At 61.9% G+C, this 18,070-nt stretch carries 24 protein-coding genes; 14 read left to right on the top strand and 10 right to left on the bottom strand.

Annotated features, from left to right (window positions below):
• Positions 1 to 79 precede the first annotated feature (79 nt).
• The gene (locus tag J6497_RS08685; protein WP_225703844.1) at positions 80 to 793 is read left to right on the top strand and encodes an SGNH/GDSL hydrolase family protein; all 714 of its coding nucleotides are present in this window, start codon (positions 80 to 82) and stop codon (positions 791 to 793) included.
• Positions 794 to 958: 165 nt separating this feature from the next.
• A complete protein-coding gene (locus J6497_RS08680) occupies positions 959 to 1,096 on the top strand; it encodes a hypothetical protein (RefSeq protein WP_225703843.1) in 138 nt (45 codons plus the stop codon).
• Here J6497_RS08680 and J6497_RS08675 read toward each other — a convergent pair.
• Positions 1,093 to 1,842: a tyrosine-protein phosphatase gene (locus J6497_RS08675; protein ID WP_225703842.1), complete on the bottom strand. Its 750-nt coding sequence runs from the start codon at positions 1,840 to 1,842 to the stop codon at positions 1,093 to 1,095. The genes J6497_RS08680 and J6497_RS08675 overlap by 4 nt on opposite strands.
• A gap of 101 nt (positions 1,843 to 1,943) precedes the next feature.
• On the opposite strand from J6497_RS08675, the gene J6497_RS08670 reads away from it, so the two are divergent.
• Complete coding sequence (locus J6497_RS08670; RefSeq protein ID WP_225703841.1) at positions 1,944 to 2,258, top strand: MliC family protein; 315 nt, start codon at positions 1,944 to 1,946, stop codon at positions 2,256 to 2,258.
• 90 nt (positions 2,259 to 2,348) lie between these two features.
• Here the strand turns inward: J6497_RS08670 and J6497_RS08665 are convergent, their stop codons facing one another.
• A complete protein-coding gene (locus J6497_RS08665; protein WP_225703840.1) occupies positions 2,349 to 2,549 on the bottom strand; it encodes a DUF2735 domain-containing protein in 201 nt (66 codons plus the stop codon).
• Positions 2,550 to 3,092: 543 nt separating this feature from the next.
• Between J6497_RS08665 and J6497_RS08660 the strand changes: the two genes are divergently transcribed.
• The 3 genes from J6497_RS08660 (at position 3,093) to J6497_RS08650 (ending at position 5,733) form a co-directional block, all read left to right on the top strand.
• Positions 3,093 to 4,127 (top strand): glutamine synthetase beta-grasp domain-containing protein, encoded by a 1,035-nt coding sequence (locus J6497_RS08660; RefSeq protein ID WP_225703839.1) that lies wholly within the window; start codon positions 3,093 to 3,095, stop codon positions 4,125 to 4,127.
• A gap of 268 nt (positions 4,128 to 4,395) precedes the next feature.
• The gene (locus J6497_RS08655) at positions 4,396 to 5,040 is read left to right on the top strand and encodes a hypothetical protein (protein ID WP_225703978.1); all 645 of its coding nucleotides are present in this window, start codon (positions 4,396 to 4,398) and stop codon (positions 5,038 to 5,040) included.
• Positions 5,041 to 5,046: 6 nt separating this feature from the next.
• Positions 5,047 to 5,733 carry a substrate-binding domain-containing protein gene (locus J6497_RS08650; RefSeq protein WP_225703838.1) on the top strand — a complete coding sequence of 229 codons (687 nt, stop codon included), beginning with the start codon at positions 5,047 to 5,049 and terminating at the stop codon, positions 5,731 to 5,733.
• Between the two features lie 108 nt (positions 5,734 to 5,841).
• Here J6497_RS08650 and J6497_RS08645 read toward each other — a convergent pair whose 3' ends face one another.
• Positions 5,842 to 6,042: a hypothetical protein gene (locus J6497_RS08645; protein WP_225703837.1), complete on the bottom strand. Its 201-nt coding sequence runs from the start codon at positions 6,040 to 6,042 to the stop codon at positions 5,842 to 5,844.
• A 117-nt stretch (positions 6,043 to 6,159) separates the two neighbouring features.
• Between J6497_RS08645 and J6497_RS08640 the strand changes: the two genes are divergently transcribed.
• The 5 genes from J6497_RS08640 to J6497_RS08620 all read left to right on the top strand — a co-directional run bounded on the left by J6497_RS08640 (position 6,160) and on the right by J6497_RS08620 (position 10,391).
• Entirely contained in the window at positions 6,160 to 6,870 is a 711-nt protein-coding gene (locus J6497_RS08640) for a GDSL-type esterase/lipase family protein (RefSeq protein WP_225703836.1), read from the top strand.
• A gap of 87 nt (positions 6,871 to 6,957) precedes the next feature.
• On the top strand, positions 6,958 to 7,782 hold the full coding sequence (locus J6497_RS08635; RefSeq protein ID WP_225703835.1) for a tetratricopeptide repeat protein: 825 nt from the start codon (positions 6,958 to 6,960) through the stop codon (positions 7,780 to 7,782).
• Positions 7,783 to 7,911: 129 nt separating this feature from the next.
• Positions 7,912 to 8,388, top strand: a complete 477-nt coding sequence (locus J6497_RS08630) for a hypothetical protein (protein WP_225703834.1) — start codon at positions 7,912 to 7,914, stop codon at positions 8,386 to 8,388.
• 49 nt (positions 8,389 to 8,437) lie between these two features.
• Positions 8,438 to 8,587 (top strand): hypothetical protein, encoded by a 150-nt coding sequence (locus tag J6497_RS08625; RefSeq protein WP_016843021.1) that lies wholly within the window; start codon positions 8,438 to 8,440, stop codon positions 8,585 to 8,587.
• Positions 8,588 to 8,768: 181 nt separating this feature from the next.
• Positions 8,769 to 10,391 carry an ABC-F family ATP-binding cassette domain-containing protein gene (locus J6497_RS08620; protein WP_225703833.1) on the top strand — a complete coding sequence of 541 codons (1,623 nt, stop codon included), beginning with the start codon at positions 8,769 to 8,771 and terminating at the stop codon, positions 10,389 to 10,391.
• Between the two features lie 30 nt (positions 10,392 to 10,421).
• Here the strand turns inward: J6497_RS08620 and J6497_RS08615 are convergent, their stop codons facing one another.
• Genes J6497_RS08615 through J6497_RS08600 form a run of 4 tightly spaced genes read right to left on the bottom strand, consistent with a single transcriptional unit; the run spans position 10,422 to position 12,906 of the window.
• Positions 10,422 to 11,471: an HD-GYP domain-containing protein gene (locus J6497_RS08615; protein WP_225703832.1), complete on the bottom strand. Its 1,050-nt coding sequence runs from the start codon at positions 11,469 to 11,471 to the stop codon at positions 10,422 to 10,424.
• 24 nt (positions 11,472 to 11,495) lie between these two features.
• The gene (locus tag J6497_RS08610; protein ID WP_225703831.1) at positions 11,496 to 11,687 is read right to left on the bottom strand and encodes a hypothetical protein; all 192 of its coding nucleotides are present in this window, start codon (positions 11,685 to 11,687) and stop codon (positions 11,496 to 11,498) included.
• A 38-nt stretch (positions 11,688 to 11,725) separates the two neighbouring features.
• Positions 11,726 to 12,028, bottom strand: coding sequence for a PilZ domain-containing protein (locus J6497_RS08605; RefSeq protein ID WP_225703830.1), 303 nt, complete (start codon positions 12,026 to 12,028; stop codon positions 11,726 to 11,728).
• Positions 12,028 to 12,906 carry a DUF2336 domain-containing protein gene (locus tag J6497_RS08600; RefSeq protein ID WP_225703829.1) on the bottom strand — a complete coding sequence of 293 codons (879 nt, stop codon included), beginning with the start codon at positions 12,904 to 12,906 and terminating at the stop codon, positions 12,028 to 12,030. Before J6497_RS08600 ends, J6497_RS08605 begins: the two co-directional genes overlap by 1 nt.
• Between J6497_RS08600 and J6497_RS08595 the strand changes: the two genes are divergently transcribed.
• Both J6497_RS08595 and J6497_RS08590 read left to right on the top strand, forming a co-directional pair.
• Entirely contained in the window at positions 12,886 to 13,098 is a 213-nt protein-coding gene (locus J6497_RS08595) for a hypothetical protein (protein ID WP_225703828.1), read from the top strand. The two genes, J6497_RS08600 and J6497_RS08595, sit on opposite strands and share 21 nt — an antisense overlap.
• A gap of 343 nt (positions 13,099 to 13,441) precedes the next feature.
• Entirely contained in the window at positions 13,442 to 14,386 is a 945-nt protein-coding gene (locus J6497_RS08590) for an AraC family transcriptional regulator (RefSeq protein ID WP_225703827.1), read from the top strand.
• An 18-nt stretch (positions 14,387 to 14,404) separates the two neighbouring features.
• Here J6497_RS08590 and J6497_RS08585 read toward each other — a convergent pair whose 3' ends face one another.
• Positions 14,405 to 14,653 carry a hypothetical protein gene (locus J6497_RS08585; RefSeq protein WP_225703826.1) on the bottom strand — a complete coding sequence of 83 codons (249 nt, stop codon included), beginning with the start codon at positions 14,651 to 14,653 and terminating at the stop codon, positions 14,405 to 14,407.
• Between the two features lie 113 nt (positions 14,654 to 14,766).
• Complete coding sequence (locus tag J6497_RS08580; protein ID WP_225703825.1) at positions 14,767 to 16,851, bottom strand: methyl-accepting chemotaxis protein; 2,085 nt, start codon at positions 16,849 to 16,851, stop codon at positions 14,767 to 14,769.
• A gap of 98 nt (positions 16,852 to 16,949) precedes the next feature.
• Between J6497_RS08580 and J6497_RS08575 the strand changes: the two genes are divergently transcribed.
• A complete protein-coding gene (locus J6497_RS08575; RefSeq protein ID WP_225703824.1) occupies positions 16,950 to 17,540 on the top strand; it encodes an NADPH-dependent FMN reductase in 591 nt (196 codons plus the stop codon).
• 23 nt (positions 17,541 to 17,563) lie between these two features.
• Here the strand turns inward: J6497_RS08575 and J6497_RS08570 are convergent, their stop codons facing one another.
• A complete protein-coding gene (locus tag J6497_RS08570; protein ID WP_225703823.1) occupies positions 17,564 to 17,818 on the bottom strand; it encodes a hypothetical protein in 255 nt (84 codons plus the stop codon).
• Between the last annotated feature and the right edge of the window lie 252 nt (positions 17,819 to 18,070).

Genomic DNA, 18,070 nt, shown 5'->3' with positions numbered 1-18,070 from the left:
AATTTCATTTGCAATGCCGCCAAATTCGTCGCGAGATAGGCATTCAACGTTAGATAGTATCAATTTATGAGGCTACAAAATGATTGAAAATTTCGCAGATGCTGAATTGCCCGATCAGTTGATCGGCTTCAAATATCCGCTGTCCCGCCTGGCGGCAGCGCTTCGTGCCAACGGTCGGGTCAAGATTGTCGCGATGGGATCGTCGTCCACGGCGGGCAGGGAAGACGTCGTGCCCTATCCATATCGGCTCGAAATGTATTTGCGGGCTGCGACCGGCAATTCCGGCATCGACGTGCTTAACCGCGGCAGAGGCGGCGAAGAGGCGATCGAGGAATTGCCGCGGTTTGATGCCGACGTCTTCGCCGAGAAGCCGTCACTGGTGATTTGGCAGGTTGGAACCAATGCCGTCTTTCACAGAGAGAAATACGACGTCGACGACGTTGCGGCGAATATTGCAGTTGGTGTGGACCGGATACGCGCGCATGCGGACCAGATGGACGTGCTACTGATCGATCCGCAATATGTCCCGGCGATGCTGCTCGACGACAAGGCCGAGCTTTCCGAGCGCATGGTCTCGCTGATTGCCGCGGTGGCGGAGACGGCGGGCGTGAATGTGTTTCGCCGCTGGGCGTTGATGCGGCATTGGCATGTGCAGAACAATATCGGCTTCGACCGCATGCTCGATCCGACCGACGGCGACCGATTACATCAGAGCGACGGCAGCATGCTTCGAATATCCAGAGGACTTGCCGAGGTGATCCGGAAGGCTACCACGGCGCCGGCGTCCACGTAGGACTACGGCTTCTGCGTCGATCGGTAAAATTTGCGGAACTTCCGTAAGTCGATTGCAGAATCCTTTCGCTACAAGCGAGGTCCCATCAAGGCAGGGGATCAGACCATGGGAAACCTACCCGATCACGGTTTACCGCTCGTTCAGCTTAAGGAGCAGCGGCGGGACTTGATCGTCGCGCTGCAGAACCGCACCGGTCCGGTCGGCGGTTGGGAACTGATGCAGATCGCAGCCATACAGCAGGCGATCTCTGCGTTCGAAGAAGTCATCGCCGATCTCGACGCCGAGATGGAAGCGGCCGCTTAAATTCTCTCGAGATAGAGCGCGGCAAGTTGCTTGCGCTCGGCTTCTCCGACACCAAGGCCGTCGCGGATATAATTGTCGAGACCGCCGTAATCGGCGTTGATGGCCTCGAACGACGTGGCCAGGAAGGCGGCCCGCACCGTGCCGATCACCTGCAGGACAACGTCGGGCAGGTCGCTGGTCGCGGAGGGATCGCGCCGATAGAAGCGGTTGGTCAGCAGATAGTCTTCCGAGATCACCTCATCGGGAACGCCGAGCGTGTGCAGGATCAGCGCGCAGGCAAAGCCGGTGCGGTCCTTGCCGGCGCTGCAATGGATGACCAGTGGCGCGCGGTCTTCCAGCAAATGCGCGAACAGCGCGCGGAAGCGCGGCGTGTTCTCCTGCACATAGCTGCGATAGGAATCACGCATCACCTCGATGGCGTCGTGCTCGGTCGGCGGACTGCCGCCGGCGGCGATGGCGCGCAGCGCGGCGACGACCGTCGGTTCGACCGGCAGCGAATGCACGCTGATATCGGCCATCCCGCACAGCCCCTCCGCGCGCTCGTCGCGCCCACGGAAGTCGAAGGCACTGCGGACGCCGAGGCCGCGGACCACGGCGACATCGTCGTCGGTGAGCCGACCGAGATGGTTGGAGCGAAAGATCTGGCGCCAGCGGACGGTGCGGCCATCACCTGTGGGGTAGCCGCCAAGGTCGCGGAAATTGCTGGCGCCGGCGAGATTGAAATGTCGGGCAGGGGAGTCTTGCATCTGGCTGACTTAATCAATCTTCTGCGGCAGGCAGATGACCGGGTAAGAGATGGTGCGCTTCCCGCGCTGGTCTATACTCAAGCCGGATCCGGGGGCGAAGCATGAATTATCGGCAGGCAGCGATTTTCGCGATGGTCTTGGTGGCGGGAACCTTGGCCGGAAGGTCGCAAGCATCGGCGCAGAGCACGTTCCGAAATTATCGCTGCGCCGACGGCACGCAATTCGTCGTCGGATTTTTTCAATACGATTCCCGTGCCCATCTGCAGCTCGACGGCAAGGCTGTGACGCTGTTGAAGCGGCTGGCGCTGTCAGGCTCGCGCTACTCCGGCAGCGGCGTTACGCTGAGGATCAGGAAAGCCGGCCTCGCCACGCTCAAGCATGCCGGGCGGCCAGCTACGGCCTGCGAACTGGCATAAAAAAGGACCGAAACGCGCTCGTTCCGCCCCTTTTCTGTGCCGCCGATGCCCGACATTCCCGTCGGAAGGCTATCCGATATTTACCCGGCATTAGTGGTCACGCGCCGGCTTGGATTCCTCGATAGCAGCTTGGTGGTACCAGCTATCGCTGCAAGCGGCCACGTTTACCTGGGAGGCGGCAATCTCGAGCGCGGACTTGGTCTCTCCGTAGCGGCGTCCCGCAAGGGAGGCCCGGCCGCCGACCGGGAATTGGTAGATCTTGGCAGATCCCTGATTCAAACCCGAATTCATGTGATTCTCCTCTGATCGGAGCCGCGATCCTCCATCGTGCGCCCGACTCCTTCTCGTGTGGTTACTTGCACTTGCGATATCGGCCGTGCCCCGCTCGGATGCAAGATGATGAAAAAATGTACTCCATGATCATTCTCTGGGCATTTTTGGTTTTGCTTCGTGTGAGGCAACGAGTAGGTGGCTAACGCTTGAGCCGGACCGAGGGTTGCGGGCGCAGCGCGGCGCATCCAAGGAATGCCACGGCAGTCTGCCAACGCTTTAATCGGACGATGGGCGACTGGCCGAAATTGCCGGAGAATCAGGCGCTAGCTGTCGCCTCGAAGCGTCATTTGGCCGCTCGGCACGCATGCCAGCCGCGCTCCTATGTCGCAGCCAAAATGACAGCCCGCCGTCTGGACTTTTCCCCTGAAGCTCGCTCCCGCGCGGACGCGATTGGCATTCAAATTGCTTGTAAATTCTCGGCCGATGGTGGCCGGGTACGCGTGGGGCAAAACCGACTGGCTTTCGGCCCTTCGCGTTTTGCATCATCAACAGAGAGGCTCAATGACCAAGTACAAGCTCGAGTATATTTGGCTCGACGGGTATACGCCGACACCGAATTTGCGCGGCAAGACTCAGATCAAGGAATTCGCGTCGTTTCCGACGCTCGAGCAGCTTCCGCTCTGGGGCTTCGATGGCTCCTCCACCATGCAGGCCGAAGGCCACAGCTCCGATTGTGTGTTGAAGCCGGTCGCCGTCTACCCGGACGCGGCGCGCACCAATGGTGCCCTCGTGATGTGCGAAGTCATGATGCCCGATGGTATCACCCCGCATCCGTCCAACAAGCGCGCCACCATCCTGGATGACGCCGGCGCCTGGTTCGGCTTCGAGCAGGAATATTTCTTCTACAACGACGGCCGTCCGCTGGGCTTCCCCTCGAGCGGTTATCCCGCTCCCCAGGGCCCGTACTACACCGGCGTCGGCTACAAGAACGTCGGCGATGTCGCCCGCAAGATCGTGGAAGAGCATCTCGATCTCTGCCTCGCCGCCGGTATCAACCACGAAGGCATCAACGCCGAAGTGGCCAAGGGCCAGTGGGAATTCCAGATCTTCGGCAAGGGCTCCAAGACCGCCGCTGACCAGATGTGGATGGCCCGCTACCTGATGCTGCGCCTGACCGAAAGCTATGGCATCGACATCGAATTCCACTGCAAGCCGCTCGGCGACACCGACTGGAACGGCTCGGGCATGCACGCCAACTTCTCGACCCAGTATATGCGCGAAGTCGGTGGCAAGGAGTACTTCGAGGCGCTGATGGAAGCCTTCAAGGCCAACCGCGCTGATCACATCGCGGTCTACGGTCCGGACAACCACATGCGCCTGACCGGCAAGCACGAGACGGCCTCGATCGACACCTTCTCTTACGGCGTTGCCGACCGCGGTGCTTCGATCCGTGTCCCGCACTCCTTCGTCAACAGCGGCTACAAGGGCTATCTGGAAGACCGCCGTCCGAACTCCCAGGGCGACCCCTACCAGATCGCCTCGCAGATACTGAAGACCATCTCCCAGGTCCCGACCGGCAAGAAAGCCGCGGCCTGACGCTGCTCCCGGCCCGGGCCAGGGCGCCCCGGGGCCGCAATCGGGTCCGCCAAAGCCGTCTGGCTTTGGCGGACTTTCTCATTTTAATGACATTGGACTGCTTGCGCTTCCGCGTGCCAACACGCTTTGTTCAGCGTAAGCAGGTATCGACCTCGCCGAAAGCGCGCTACACTTGACTTTGGATGCGCGCAGGCCGGGGACCGAAGTGGGTTTCGGAGGCTTTTACAAGGTCAGGTTTCAGCTCAACGATGCGGTCGGCCGCAGCGTGATGCATGCCCATGACGGCAAGATGCTTGGCGGCAATTCGGCCTTCGCGCACATCGGCAGCTATGAGGAAAGCGACGACGAGGTCTCCGTCGTGGTGAGGACCGTGCGCCACAATCCGGATCCCAACTATCCCGCCATGGCCGGCACCGACGATGCAACACTGGTAGCGCAGGGCCGGCCCGATGGTGGCTCCTATCGCTTCGAGGGCGGGTTGCGGGAGGTGCCGGGTGTTCCGTTTCAGGCCGTCTTGACGCCGATCGAGGAACAGGAAATCCCGATCGCCGGCGGCGTCGGCGAGGGCGGGATAGCCAACGGCCTCTATTCCATCCATCTCCGCCTGCTCGATGGGGTCTCAGGCGGCCTGACCGGCGTGATGTTGCTCAAGGATGGCCGTATCGTCGGCGGTGACGCGTGCTTCTATTATCTCGGTACTTATTTTTCGGAGAATGGCCGCTGGAAGGGCCAGATCCTCAACCAGGAGCACACCCTGGCCAAGGGCGAGAATCCGATCTTCGGCGGCCATGAAGTCGGCATCGGCTTTTCCGGCACCTGCAATGAAGAGGGAGCGGTGCTGGAAGCAACCGCGCTCGCCGGCAAGCGCAGCCTGCGATTGACGGCGGTGCTGAAGCTGATGCGCCGCCTGTAAGATGCGATGCCCGACATTATTCGCTTGCTCTCCACGTTGGCGCTGAAAGGCGCAGTTGCCAGGCTTGCGGGTCAGTATGAGGCCTCCAGCGGCGTGCGGATCGACGCCGATTTCGCGCCGACGCTGGCGCTGCTCGAGCGGATCAGGCGCGGCGAGGGCGCCGACATCCTAATCCTGACGCAAGAAGGACTCACCGAACTCGTGCGGGAGCGACGCGTGGCTGCGGAGAGCTGCGTCGATCTCGCACGCTCCTTTGTCGGCATCGCCGTGAAGGCCGGAGCCATCCATCCCGACATCGGTAACGAGGCGGCATTGCGCGCGATACTCCTGGGAGCGAGCTCGGTGGCCTATTCGCGGATCGGCGCCAGCGGCATCTTCTTCGCGCAACTGATTGAACGCCTGGGCATCGCGGCCGAGGTCAACGCGCGCGCAACCATTATTCCATCGGGCTTCACTGCGGAACGGCTCATCACTGATGAGGCCGATCTCGCCGTGCAGCAGATCAGCGAGTTGAAGCAGGTTGCGGGCATCGAAGTCATCGGACCCATTCCGCGTGAGTTGCAGACGCCGGCGGTGTTCTCCGCAGGCCGCATGACGGGTTCGGAGCGGACCGAGCAGGCAGACCGGCTACTGCGCTATCTCGCGTCCGCCGAGGTCGCGCCGGTGCTGAGGGAAGAGGGGCTTGAGCCCTGACGCAGGACTGCGCTCGCGTGTTGACCCACCATCAAGTTGATGAGAACTTTAGGTTGTGTAATGCTCATGGCTTTCATTGGAGGGAATGCCATGGCCAAGAAGCCGAAGTCAGCCGGCGGCAAAACGCCATTCCACGCTGTCGTCGAAAAAATTCAGAACCGCAGCATCAGCGATGCCGATATTTCGAATTTCTTTGTTGTCCAGCCCAATCCGCGGCGGCCGTTCGATTTCACGGTCGGTTTGAACCGCACGGCTGTTGATCTTCAGGGAATCGAGAAATCCGCCAAGCTGGCCGACGCGCTCGCGCATGACGCGTCGATTGGCCGAGATGAGCGGCTTGCCCCGACGACGCCGCCCAAGGGTTTTAGCCGTAAGGTCCCGGTTGTCGCCGAGGGCGATTCATGGTCTCGGCTCCCGCCGCTGGTTATGCCTCCCACGCTGGTCGACGTGCTCGAGCAAAGTCACGCCTATCCCATCCGCAATCTGGCGCATTGGGGAGACACACTCACCGAAATGATCCAGGCAGGCCAGTTCTGGCCCGCACTGATCTCCGGGCAGGCGGACACGTTTCTATTTTCCGGCGGAGGAAACGACATGCTTGGAGGGGAAGGCGGCGTTACGCGCTTCCTCAATCTGTTCGATCCCGATCACGCCGAGCCTTCGCATGCCGCCTACTACGTAAAGCCGGAATTCTACTCAAATCTCAAGCTGGTCCTGCAGGACTATGAGTCTCTGATCCAGCGCATCCATCTGCGTGCGCCTGATGTGATCATGGTCGGCCATGGCTACGACTACGCGATCCCGCGCAGCAGCGGCCCTTGGATCGGAAACGGCATGGCGTTCGTGGGACTCGACCCGACCTTTCAGGCCGACCTCTGCCGGGCGATCATGCGTATCATGACCGATGCCTTCAACAAGGGGCTTGCGGGCTTCGCGGCGACCTATTCGAACTATCGTTATGTCGACCTGCGCGGGGTGGTCGGCAAGAACGAGTGGTACGACGAGTTGCATCCAACGGCAGCCGGCGCCGCAAAGATCGCCGCTCGATTTGATGCGATGCTGAAGAGCCTGCCCAAGTCCGGAACATTCGAGACACCGGCGATTGCGTCACGCATGCTGTTCGGCCGGGCCGCTTAGGGCTGTCACTGGTAAGGCTGTCGACCGGCGGCCCCGCCGTCTTTCGGCAGCCTTGAATTTGCCGGGCCGTCGAAGCAACGTAGCGCCATGAAGAAACGACTTTCCTACTGCCTGGTTGCCGCGCTCATGGTTGTCGTGGCGCCCAGCCATACCCATGCACAATCTGCCGATCTGGTGCTGTGCGACCGTCTCGCGGCCGATTCCTCCGACCCCGACAAGCCTGCCGATGCGAAGGGCGTGCCCGAGATAACGTCGGCGGACATTGCGACCGCGATCAGATACTGCGCGATTGCCGCGAAATCCTCGCGCCGCGCGATGTATCAGCTCGGGCGCGCCTATGCGGCCAATCGGCAAACGGCGGAAGCCGTCTCGGCCTGGCGTAAAGCGGCAGACAAGGGCTCGACCGCGGCGATGGTCGAACTCGGCGTGCTCTACGGGACCGGCGCGGGCGTCGCGAAAGATGAGGCGCAGGCACGCAAACTCTTTGAGCGCGCGGCGCAGGCCGGCAATCCGCGCGGCGTCACCAATCTGGCTGCGCTCGGCGGCTCCTCGGCGGCCGACCCGGTGCGCGCCCGCGAATTGCTCGCGAAGGCCGCCGAGACCAACCCCGAAGCGCAATATCAGCTCGGCCTCATGCTCTCCGAAGGCTCTGGCGGTGAAAAGGACGACGTTGCGGCGCGCGCGTTGTTCGAGAAGGCTGCGGCGCAGAATCATCCCGGCGCGCTGGAGCGGATGGGCGCCTTCGCGCAATCCGGCCGCGGTGGTCCGAAGGACTCAGACGCTGCGAAAGCCTATTACGAGCGCGCTGCCGCGCTCGGTGACGAGGACGCCAAGAAGACGCTGGAGCGGGCGCGATGTCCGATGACGATCAAGGACAAGCGCGGCAACGTCGTGACGAATCTCTGCTTCTAGCAACGTGGCTGGCTCAATTCCGTAGCGGCCTTGATCAAGCGCAAAATCTCCTGAACGCGGCCTCGGTAGGCTGCCGCAAAACAATCAATCTGCGGTCGCTGCCGCGGAAGAAAGAATAAGGAGTCTGCAATGAAATGGCGCGGTGTGGTGATGGCGGTGCTCCTCCTGGCTGCATCGATACCATTGGCGATGGCGCAGTCGGATCTGAAACGGCCTTCCTCGAGCGACCAATATGTTCCGCGGCTTGGCGACATCATGAGCGCAGCGCTATCACAACACCAGAAATTATGGTTGGCTGCCAAGGCCCAGAATTGGGAGCTTGCGACCTACGAACTGGGCCAGCTCGAGTCCAGTCTCGCCGAAGCCGCCATGCAGTATTCCGGTATCCCGGTCAGCAACGTCACGACGCTGAAGGATCCGTTGCAGTCGGTGTCCGACGCGATCGCAGCGAGGGATGGCCGCAAATTTGCGAAGGCCTATGGCTATCTGACGGAAGGCTGCAATTCCTGTCACACATCGATGAACCGAAGCTTCATCGCCATCCGTGTTCCCACCGGTCAGCAGCCATTTGCCAATCAGCTGTTTTCGCCACCGCGCAAGCCGTGACGGAACCGAGGTGGCGCGGCGCGGTTGATCGGGCAAAGGAGACCCGATCATGATCCGCAAGTTGCGATCCGGCGAATACCGCCTCTATTCGCGAAAGGTCAATCCGAAGACCGGCAAACGCCGGAATCTCGGCACCTTCAAGAGTCGCGCCGCGGCCGAGAAGCACGAGCGCGACGTGCAGTATTTCAAGCGCCACTAGCTCTTTGTTTGAGCATGATCTTTTCGGAAAACCGGTCTCCACTTTTCCGGATCATGCTCTAGCCGAGCGACGCTGTCCGAGGGGAATCCGCGCCGAAATCGATGAAGCCGGCGCAACATCTTTGCGCCGGCGGGCGAAATCGACTAAGAGCGCCCGCACAGAAGTCCCACCAGATAGCGCAATGATCCGTCTCGATAACGTCAGCAAGCAGGCCGGCCACCAAATCCTCTTCATCGAAGCTTCCGCAGCGCTCAACCGGGGTGAGAAGATCGGCCTCGTCGGGCCGAACGGCGCCGGCAAGTCGACGCTGTTCCGCATGATCGCAGGTCAGGACCAGCCCGACGAAGGGCAGGTGGCGGTCGATCGCGGCATCACGATCGGTTATTTCAGCCAGGATGTCGGCGAGATGTCCGGCCGCAGCGCGGTCGCCGAGGTGATGGATGGCGCGGGTCCTGTCAGCATCGTCGCGGCCGAATTGAAAGAACTCGAAGCGGCGATGGCCGATCCCGATCGCGCCGACGAGATGGACGACATCATCGCGCGCTATGGCGAGGTGCAGGGCCGTTTCGAGGAACTTGACGGCTACGCGCTCGAGGGGCGGGCGCGCGAGGCGCTGGCTGGCCTTGGTTTCAGCCAGGAGATGATGGACGGCGACGTCGGCGCGCTCTCTGGCGGCTGGAAGATGCGGGTTGCGCTGGCGCGCATCCTCCTGATGCGTCCGGATGTGATGCTGCTGGACGAGCCGAGCAACCATCTCGATCTCGAAAGCCTGATCTGGCTCGAGCAGTTCCTGAAGGGGTACGAGGGCGCGCTCTTGATGACGTCGCACGACCGCGCGTTTATCAACCGCGTGATCGGCAAGGTGATCGAGATCGACGGCGGCGCGCTCACCACTTACTCCGGCGATTACGAGTTCTACGAGCAGCAGCGCGCAATGGCTGACAAGCAGCAGCAGGCGCAGTTCGAGCGCCAGCAGGCGATGCTGGCGAAGGAGATCAAGTTCATCGAGCGCTTCAAGGCGCGCGCCTCCCACGCCGCGCAAGTGCAAAGTCGCGTCAAGAAACTCGACAAGATCGAGCGGGTCGAGCCGCCGAGACGCCGTCAAACCGTGGCCTTCGAATTCCAGCCGGCGCCGCGCTCCGGCGAAGACGTCGTCGCGCTGAAGAAGGTCGACAAGGCCTATGGCAGCAAGCGAATCTATCAAGGACTGGAGTTCATGATCCGCCGGCGCGAGCGCTGGTGCGTGATGGGCGTCAATGGCGCCGGAAAGTCGACATTGTTGAAACTGGTCGCAGGCTCGACCGAACCGGACAACGGCTCGGTCGTGCTCGGCGGCAGCGTCAAGATGGGCTATTTCGCTCAGCATGCGATGGACCTGCTTGACGGCGAGCGCACGGTGTTCCAGTCGCTCGAAGATGCGTTCCCGCAAGCCGGGCAGGGCTCGCTGCGCGCGCTCGCAGGCTGCTTCGGATTCTCCGGCGACGATGTCGAGAAGAAGTGCCGGGTACTGTCGGGCGGCGAGAAGGCGCGGCTGGTGATGGCGAAGATGCTCTACGACCCCCCGAACTTCCTGGTGCTGGACGAGCCGACCAACCACCTTGATCTCGCGACCAAGGAGATGCTGATCAACGCGCTGTCGGAATTTGAGGGCACGATGCTGTTCGTCTCGCATGACCGGCATTTTCTCGCCGCGCTCTCCAACCGCGTTCTGGAACTGACTCCGGACGGTATCCACCAATATGGCGGCGGCTATACCGACTATGTCGCTCGCACCGGGCAGGAAGCGCCGGGGCTACGGAGCTAGCGTCGCTCGGTTGATGACGGCGAGGGTGGATCAGCGGTTCAGGGCGACATCCCTGAACGCCTCGACCAGCGGCCGCTCGAGCTTGCCCTTCATGCCCTGCAGGATTTCGTAGGCGGTTGCCCGCGACATGGCCTGTTTGTAGGTCCGCTGTTCGATCAGCGCCGAGAAGATGTCGGAGATGGTCAGGATGCGGACGACATCGGAGATGCTCTCGCCGCAAAGCCCGTCCGGATAGCCGCTGCCATCAAGGAATTCGTGATGGTGCCGTACCGCATCGAGGATTTCGGCCGAGACGCCAGGCGTTGCCTTGAGCACGGCGTGGCCTGCGGCAGGATGGGTCTCGATCAGCGCACGTTCCTCGGAGTCCAGCCTGCCAGGTTTATCGAGGACAGCGAGCGGAATCCTTGCCTTGCCGAGGTCGTGAAACATCGCCGCCGCATAGAGCCGTTCGATATCGGCCTTCGCCATGCCGAGACTCAGGCCGAAATCGACGGCGATGCCGGTCACCAGCAGGCAGTGCTGGTAGGTCCCCTCGTGGTGGCGGCGAACCGTCGCGAGCCAGTCGGACAGCCCATGCTCGGCGACGGTCTCCGCGATGACGTTGCCGGCGTCCTTGGCTTCCGCGACGTTGACGGCCCAGCCGCAGGTGACCGCCGAGAACATCGAGGCGAAACTGGCCGCTCCGACCGACGCAGCTTCCCGGCTGCTCGATGCGGGTCCGACCGGAACGATCGACGGTGTCTCGCCGGGTGCAAGCTTTGCCAGCAGTTGCGCCGGCTTGACCGGACTGAGCAACGCATGCGTCGCGCCGAGTGCGTAGGCCTGAACGATTGCCAACCGGGTCCGCTCGTTGATGACAAAGATGCGCTTGGGGATGCGCGAGAACGTGCTCGATATGGCTTTGAGCGCCGCGATGTTGTCGACGTCGCGCAGGTCGGCGCTGACGACAATGGCCGTGACGTCATTGCCGCGAATGCTGGCCGCGCCAAGCAGGTCCCCCGAGACGGGATGCTTCGGCTCCAGCATGGCGCGCAACGACGAAAGCCTGTCTTGCGTATCGGCTACTACATAAACGGACATCGAGATGGTGTTGTCGGCGTTATGTCAGACCTTGTCGAAGGCCCGCTGCTGGGCCTCGGTGAGAAAATGATCGAGATCGCTGCAGAGACTGTGCGCGAGCTCCTCGTTGAGTTCGAACCGCAGCGTCGTTCCGGCCATTTCGATCTCGACGATTCCGCGCAGCGGCTCCGTGCAATTCGTGGTGACGGAGAAGGCTGCGATCTTGTAGGCGGCCATCGGTCGTTCCTCCCTGGGAAATTGCGTTGCGGACATGCTCACTTCGGAATGATGGCACGCCCTTTCTTCTTTCTTTCGGCGACAAACTTTACGCCGATCTGCATCCCGTCGACCCGGACCAGTTCGCATCGACGGAAAGCAAGTCCCCTCGATGAGAGGATCAGGAAGAATTCCTGCGCCCGTAGTACGTCGAGCGGGCCCTCGACCTCGAGCTTGGCGCCGGTCTGCGATACGTCGAGAAGAACGCAGCTTCGTTGCCAGGTGCCGTCGACGCCCATCAGGTTGACGGCATAGCGGTGTTCGAAGTGAACGCGTTCGGCTTTTCGGTTTCCGTAAGCCATCAATGCACTCCCCCAGCTAACGGTGTATCGGCGGACCAGGGCCTGGCGCCGACCTCGCTTACGGATCCGAAGCGGATGGCGCGCTGCGCGGTGGAAAGCGAAAGCGTATCAAAGGCCTCCTTGGCCTGTTCGAGTTGTTGCGGCGAAACCGGCTTGATGCCTTTGCGGCTCCTGATGATGGCGACTGCGGTTTGCCAATCGAGCCGCGATGCCCGGCAGGCGAGGACCAGGCCGTGGCAATCCTCGGTCTCCATCAGCGGCTCGATGGCTTCGATCGGGACGGCTGCCAGCAGCGACAGCGCGGCGATGACGCTGGGATGGTCGCGTCGGATCGCAAAACGGTTGACGATGGAATCGTTCAGTTGGCCGGCATTGTTGAGTGCGAGCACCGTCGCTTTTGCGTCGGAATAGTCGACGGGGACGGCCTTGCGAGCGCGCCCGCGCGCGGTCTGTTCGATCAAGGTTCTGATCGCGACATGCCGCTCGGGCGGTGCGGTTTTGAGCAGTCGGGCCTGCGCGGAAGGGCTGCACTTCGCCACCAACTCGCAAAGCACATCGCGCGGTAGATCCGGCCGTTGCACCAACGCGTCGGCGATATCATCGTCGCGCAGGGCCATATCGGCCAGGGTCGCAAAGCCCGCAACAGAGAATTGCGCGCCGGGATTCCTCGCGAGGATACAGCAGATGGCCGCATGGCCGCGCATCAGCAGAGCGTCCGTGAGGCTGCGGCTTACCGCGCTGCGCCCGGCGATGGCGCCGAGGTGTTTTTCACTGCGGGTCTCGGCGACCTCGATGAGGTCATCCTCCGAAAGGCATTCGCACTTGTGAAGGATCGGGACGGCGACTGCGGCGTCCTCGTGCTGGGCGAGGCGGCGCACCACCTCCTTCGGCGCCGATTTCAGATCCGCGAGGGGAGCGCTGAGCTTGGTCAGCGTTCGCGCCTCGACAGCCCCGATCAGACGGAGCAGGACGTCATCGAATATTTCGATCTGGTGCTCGCTGAGCCGGTCGGCGTCCGCGAGGAACAGGCTCGCCACCTGCCGCAATATCCGGATGCGGCGTTCGGGTGAGCCAGCTCTGACAACATCTTCGAGTTCCGCAATAAGATCGGTCGAGGCAATGGCAATCATGGCGGCACCAATAATCCGCTGCGAGACGTCGCTGTCTCTCAGCCGATTTCGCGCCCAGATTGTTAATTACCACTGTAAATTGATGGTTTTGGGTTGTAGTCTTTTCAGAATTCTACCATAAAACAGTATCGAAATTCGGCAATGGTATTTTGCCGCGTTGTCTTCCCGGGCAACCGCGCTCCAACTGGCGGACAGGAGGGTGTACCGAAGGAGTCGTTGAGCGAAGATCGCCGTTTTTGTTTTTTTGCATTGCGGCATGGCTGCCGCTGACAGAATATTTTCAATGAACGATCATTCACCGGCGCCAACGCTGGTGCCGAAGGTATTTCGATTTGATGATATCGACACGTTTCGGAGTTTCATTCGAAACGTGCAGGTCGAGTGCATTCCGCTTGCCCGGGAGATTTCGGCCGAGCAAACCATCCTGAATTTGCCGGGCTGCGACCTGAACTACACAAAGGCGTTCCCGCGGGTCATCGATGTGCAGCTTGCGCCGAACACGACGGCCGTCGGCTTCCCGATGGACGAGGGCGCTGCGATTCGCTTCAATGGGGTCGAGCACGATCGTTCGTTGCTGGTGATCGGCAGCGGCGGGGCTGCTTATAGCGCGCTCGAGAGAACCTCCCGGCAATACGCCTCGATCGTTTTCCAGCCAACGGTCGAGGATCGCGGCTGGCCCAAGACCGGCCTAAGCTTCCACCTTTACGAAACCAGCGAGACGGCGAAACGGCGGCTGCGTCAACTGGTGCGGGAGATCCTGGCGATCGCGCCGCACCTGGCCGAAGCGCCTGAGGTTCCAGGAGTGGCGGTCGCGATCCGCGAATCCCTGATGGCGGCGATTGATCATGCGTTCGCCGAGGTCGTTCCGGCAAAGTGGACAGCGCGGGCGAACGCTGCCCGGCAGTTCAAGGTCTTCAAGGATGTGCAGGCGATCCTATCCAGCGACGTCGCGCGGCCGATCTACAGCAGCGACCTTGCCAGGGAGATCGGCGTGTCCGTGCGCACCATCCACGATGCAGTGCAGCGCTATCGGGGAATGAGCCTGCACCGATATCTCCGCTTGCGGAGGCTGTGGCTCGTTCGCCAGAATCTCTTGGCCGGCGCCCACAGCGTCAAGGCCTGCGCGCTCGCCTATGGCTTTTGGCACCTCAGCGACTTTTCCAGAATATACCGGTCGCACTTCGGCGAATCGCCGTCGGAGACCCTCTCGAGGTCGCGGCGATCCTGAATAGGCCAGGCCGGGTGGCTATGCGCCGCTCTGGCACTTCTTCATGAAGCTGGTCTTGGCGGCGCCGGCGAGTTTCTTGCCGTCAGACCCGACCGCCTTCGCCTCGCAGGCATCGGTGGTGCATTTCTTCATGAACGATGTCTTTGCTGCGCCCGACAGCGGCTTGCCGTCCTTGCCGACGGCCTTGCTCTCGCAGGACTCCTGCGCGAACGCCGAGCCGATCGCAAAAGTGGCGACGACCGCTGCCAACAATATCCGCTTGAGCATGGGTTTCTCTCCATGTTTGCCGGAATAGCGGGCGGATTGGATATCGGAATCCTGCTCCAATCAAGCTGGTAACGCGTGGATTTCTCCGCCAAATCGACAACCCATACCCGCGATTACGCCGCGCGGACTTCCGAGAGGAAGCGGTTGACCTGACCGGCGAGGTCACGCGACTGCGCGGAAAGCTGTTCGGCGGCGCCGAGCACCTGGCCGGCGGCGGCTCCGGTGTCGTCTGCGGCGCGCTGCACGCCGGAGATGTTCGAATTGACTTCCTGCGTGCCACGCGCCGCTTCCTGGACGCTGCGCGATATCTCCTTGGTGGCCGAACCCTGTTCCTCGATCGCCGCGGCGATTGCGGTGCCGATCTGATCGATCTCGGTGATGACGTCGACAACGTTCTGGATCGCTTTCACCGTCTCGTCGCTTGCGGCCTGAATGGCGGCAATCTGCTCGGAAATTTCGGTGGTCGCCTTTGCGGTCTGGCCGGCCAGCGACTTCACCTCCGAGGCGACCACGGCAAAACCGCGTCCGGCATCGCCCGCGCGCGCGGCCTCGATCGTCGCATTCAGCGCCAACAGGTTGGTTTGCGCGGCGATGTTCTGGATCAGCGTGACGACGTCGCCGATCTTCTGTGCGCCATCGGCAAGCGAGCGGGCGGTATCACCGGTGCGGCGGGCGTTCTCCACGGCCCGCGCCGCGATCTCGGTCGACTGGGTGACCTGACGGCCGATTTCCGAGATCGATGACGTCAGCTCTTCGGTCGCGCTTGCAACCGTCTGCACATTGGTCGAGGTCTGATCGGAGGCCGCCGCCACGACAGCGGCCTGCTGGTTGGTGGCGGATGCCGTCGAGGACATCGACTGCGCGGTCTCCTCCATGGTGGCAGAGGCGGCCGAGAGCCCACCGACGAGCTCGCTGACCTTCTCCTCGAACGTGTGCGTCAGGTTGTCGAGCACTTGCGCGCGCCGCATCTTGACCTGGTTCTCGGCTTCCTTCTCGGCCGCGAGGCGGTCGGCCTTGATCATGTTGTCCTTGAAGACGCGCACGGCCTGCGCCATTGCGCCGATCTCGTCACCGCGCTCGGCGCCGGCGATCTCGTCCGCGACGTCGCCAGCGGCAAGCCGCGACATCCTGGCGGTCAATTCCACGATCGGGCTGCAGACCCGGCGCTGCACCGTCACCACCAGCGCGACGCTCGCTGCGAGCACGGCGATGAGGCCGGCGAGCGCGATCAGGAAGCTGAGATGCGCAGAAGAGTAAGCGGAAGAGAGCACCTGCTCGGCATTATCATAGAAGGCATCGCGCACCTCGATAATCGAATTGAGGCCGCGTTGCGATTCCACGTAGAAGACATCGACATCGTGCTCGTACTTGCCGCTCGCCGCGCCTTCCTTCACGAGCTTCAACTCTTTGCCGAACCGCTCGACATAGGCCTCGTTCATGCGGTCGAGCGCGGCTGTGACATTGGCGGGCAGGTTGGGATTGCCGCGCAGTTCCTGCAGTGACATCAGCACCTGGTCCGCACGGCCCTGGGCGCGGGAGAGATCGACCTTCTCGGTCTCGGTCGCGGCGCGCTTGGCGCCGGCGAGGTTCTTGTGCTGGCTTGCATTGAAGCCGCCGACGTCGCGCAGCGACCAGGCGATATTGGCATAGACCGCCTGCCGATAGGCGTCGCCGTCGATCAAGGCCATCTTGCGCACCTGGCCGTCGAGCAGGGAGGCGGCAGAGTTGTTGAGCACCGCATTGTCGGCGATGATCTTCTTGGCGGCGTCCTTGCGCAAGTCCGCCGGGCCGTCGATTGCCTTGTCCATCGCCTCGCGCAGCGCGCTGAATTTTGCGTTCACTCCATCGATGCCGGCGCCGATGGCCTCACCGTCGTCGAGCGAGCCGGGCAAGGCTTTGCGCAGTATGGTCATTTTGTCGCGGGCGCGGTCGGTCGCCGTGCGCATCTTCTCGTTCAGATCGGCTCGCTGCTTCGGATCGACCGTCGGCGGCCCAAACAGGATATTGGTCGCGAAGCCACGTTCCGAATTAAGATAGCGCGGGATGTCACTGATTGCCCGAACGATTGCGAGGCGCTCCTGCGCCACCGACACATTCTGCATCGTCTGGTATTTTGAGACCGCGACATAGACGGCCAATCCACCGCCCACGGCCGAGAGCGAGACGATAGCGGTGGTCAGGAGCGTTCCGATTTTCATGTTATTGGTGCCATTCTGGACAATAGGGGAGCTTCAAGCTCCATGATAGCCAGCGTGGATTAATCCCGCGTTTACGCTTCCCGATCGGAGTGACCGGCATGGCCCACCGCATCCTCGTCTTCTACGGCTCCTATCGGTCCGATCGCATGGGTGTTCGGCTTGCAAGCTTCGTGGTCGAAGGCTTGCGTGCCCGCGGCGAGGACGTCGAATTCATTGACGCCAAGGAGGTCGGATTGCCCATGCTCGACCGCATGTACAAGGAATATCCGAAGGGCGCGGCGCCGGCTGCGCTGGAGAGGCTTGCAGGCCAGATCCGCGGGGCCGACGGTTTCGTGTTCATCACCGGTGAATACAATTGGGGCATCCAGCCGGGGCTGAAGAACCTCACCGACCACTTCCTGGAGGAGTGGTTCTGGCGGCCTGCCGCGATCGCAAGCTATTCCGCCGGACGCCTCTCCGGCGCGCGCGCCGCTACCGCCTGGCATGGTACGCTCTCCGAGATGGGCATGGTGGTGATTTCAAGCACGATTGGCGTCGGGCCGATCGCGCAGACGCTGGCCGAGGACGGAAAACCGATCGGCGAGGGCGGCAAGGCGCTGGAGCGAGCCTTTCCGCGCTTCGCCGACGACCTCATATGGTGGGTCGAAGCTGCCAAGGAGCAACGGGCGCGCAAGCAGCCGCCTTATTGAGTTGAGGCGAGTAGCCAGTCCAATTAGCGCGTTCGCTGATCCGAATTTCCGGTCGCCGATTTGTGCTTGGTCTCCGCAGGCGCGCCCATCTCCTGGCAGGGCATCTCCTGCCATGAACCGTCCGCTGCTTTTTGATAGGCGCGGCACGGCGATGCAGCCTGCTTGTCGTCGGTCTTCTGAGTGTCTGACTGGGTTTCCGAGTTCTTCGCAAGGACCGGCGTTGCACAATGCGCGAACGCGGCCATCGAACCTGCGAAGATCACTGTCACGATCCGCATCGGAGGTTCTCCTTTTTCGATACAGCTTTTTCTAGAAGCAATTGTGGAAATTTTTTGCCGAACCGCCCATGCGCCGGACCTTTGCTTAACGATAGGAAAATGACCGATGAGCCTAAAGCGCGATGAGATGAGGATGAATCATCATCGCGCTTTAGGTTATTGTTTGGGCATGATCTTTTCGGAAAACCGCTTCACACTTTTCCGGATCATGCTCTAGGCCGGGGAACGAGGCTGTCGTTTGGCGGTTTAGAA

It is taken from the genome of Bradyrhizobium cenepequi (assembly GCF_020329485.1).
In the GTDB taxonomy this organism is placed as follows: Bacteria; Pseudomonadota; Alphaproteobacteria; order Rhizobiales; family Xanthobacteraceae; genus Bradyrhizobium; species Bradyrhizobium cenepequi.
The sequence above is the reverse complement of the archived record's forward strand: the minus strand, read 5'-3'. Positions and strand labels throughout refer to the sequence as shown.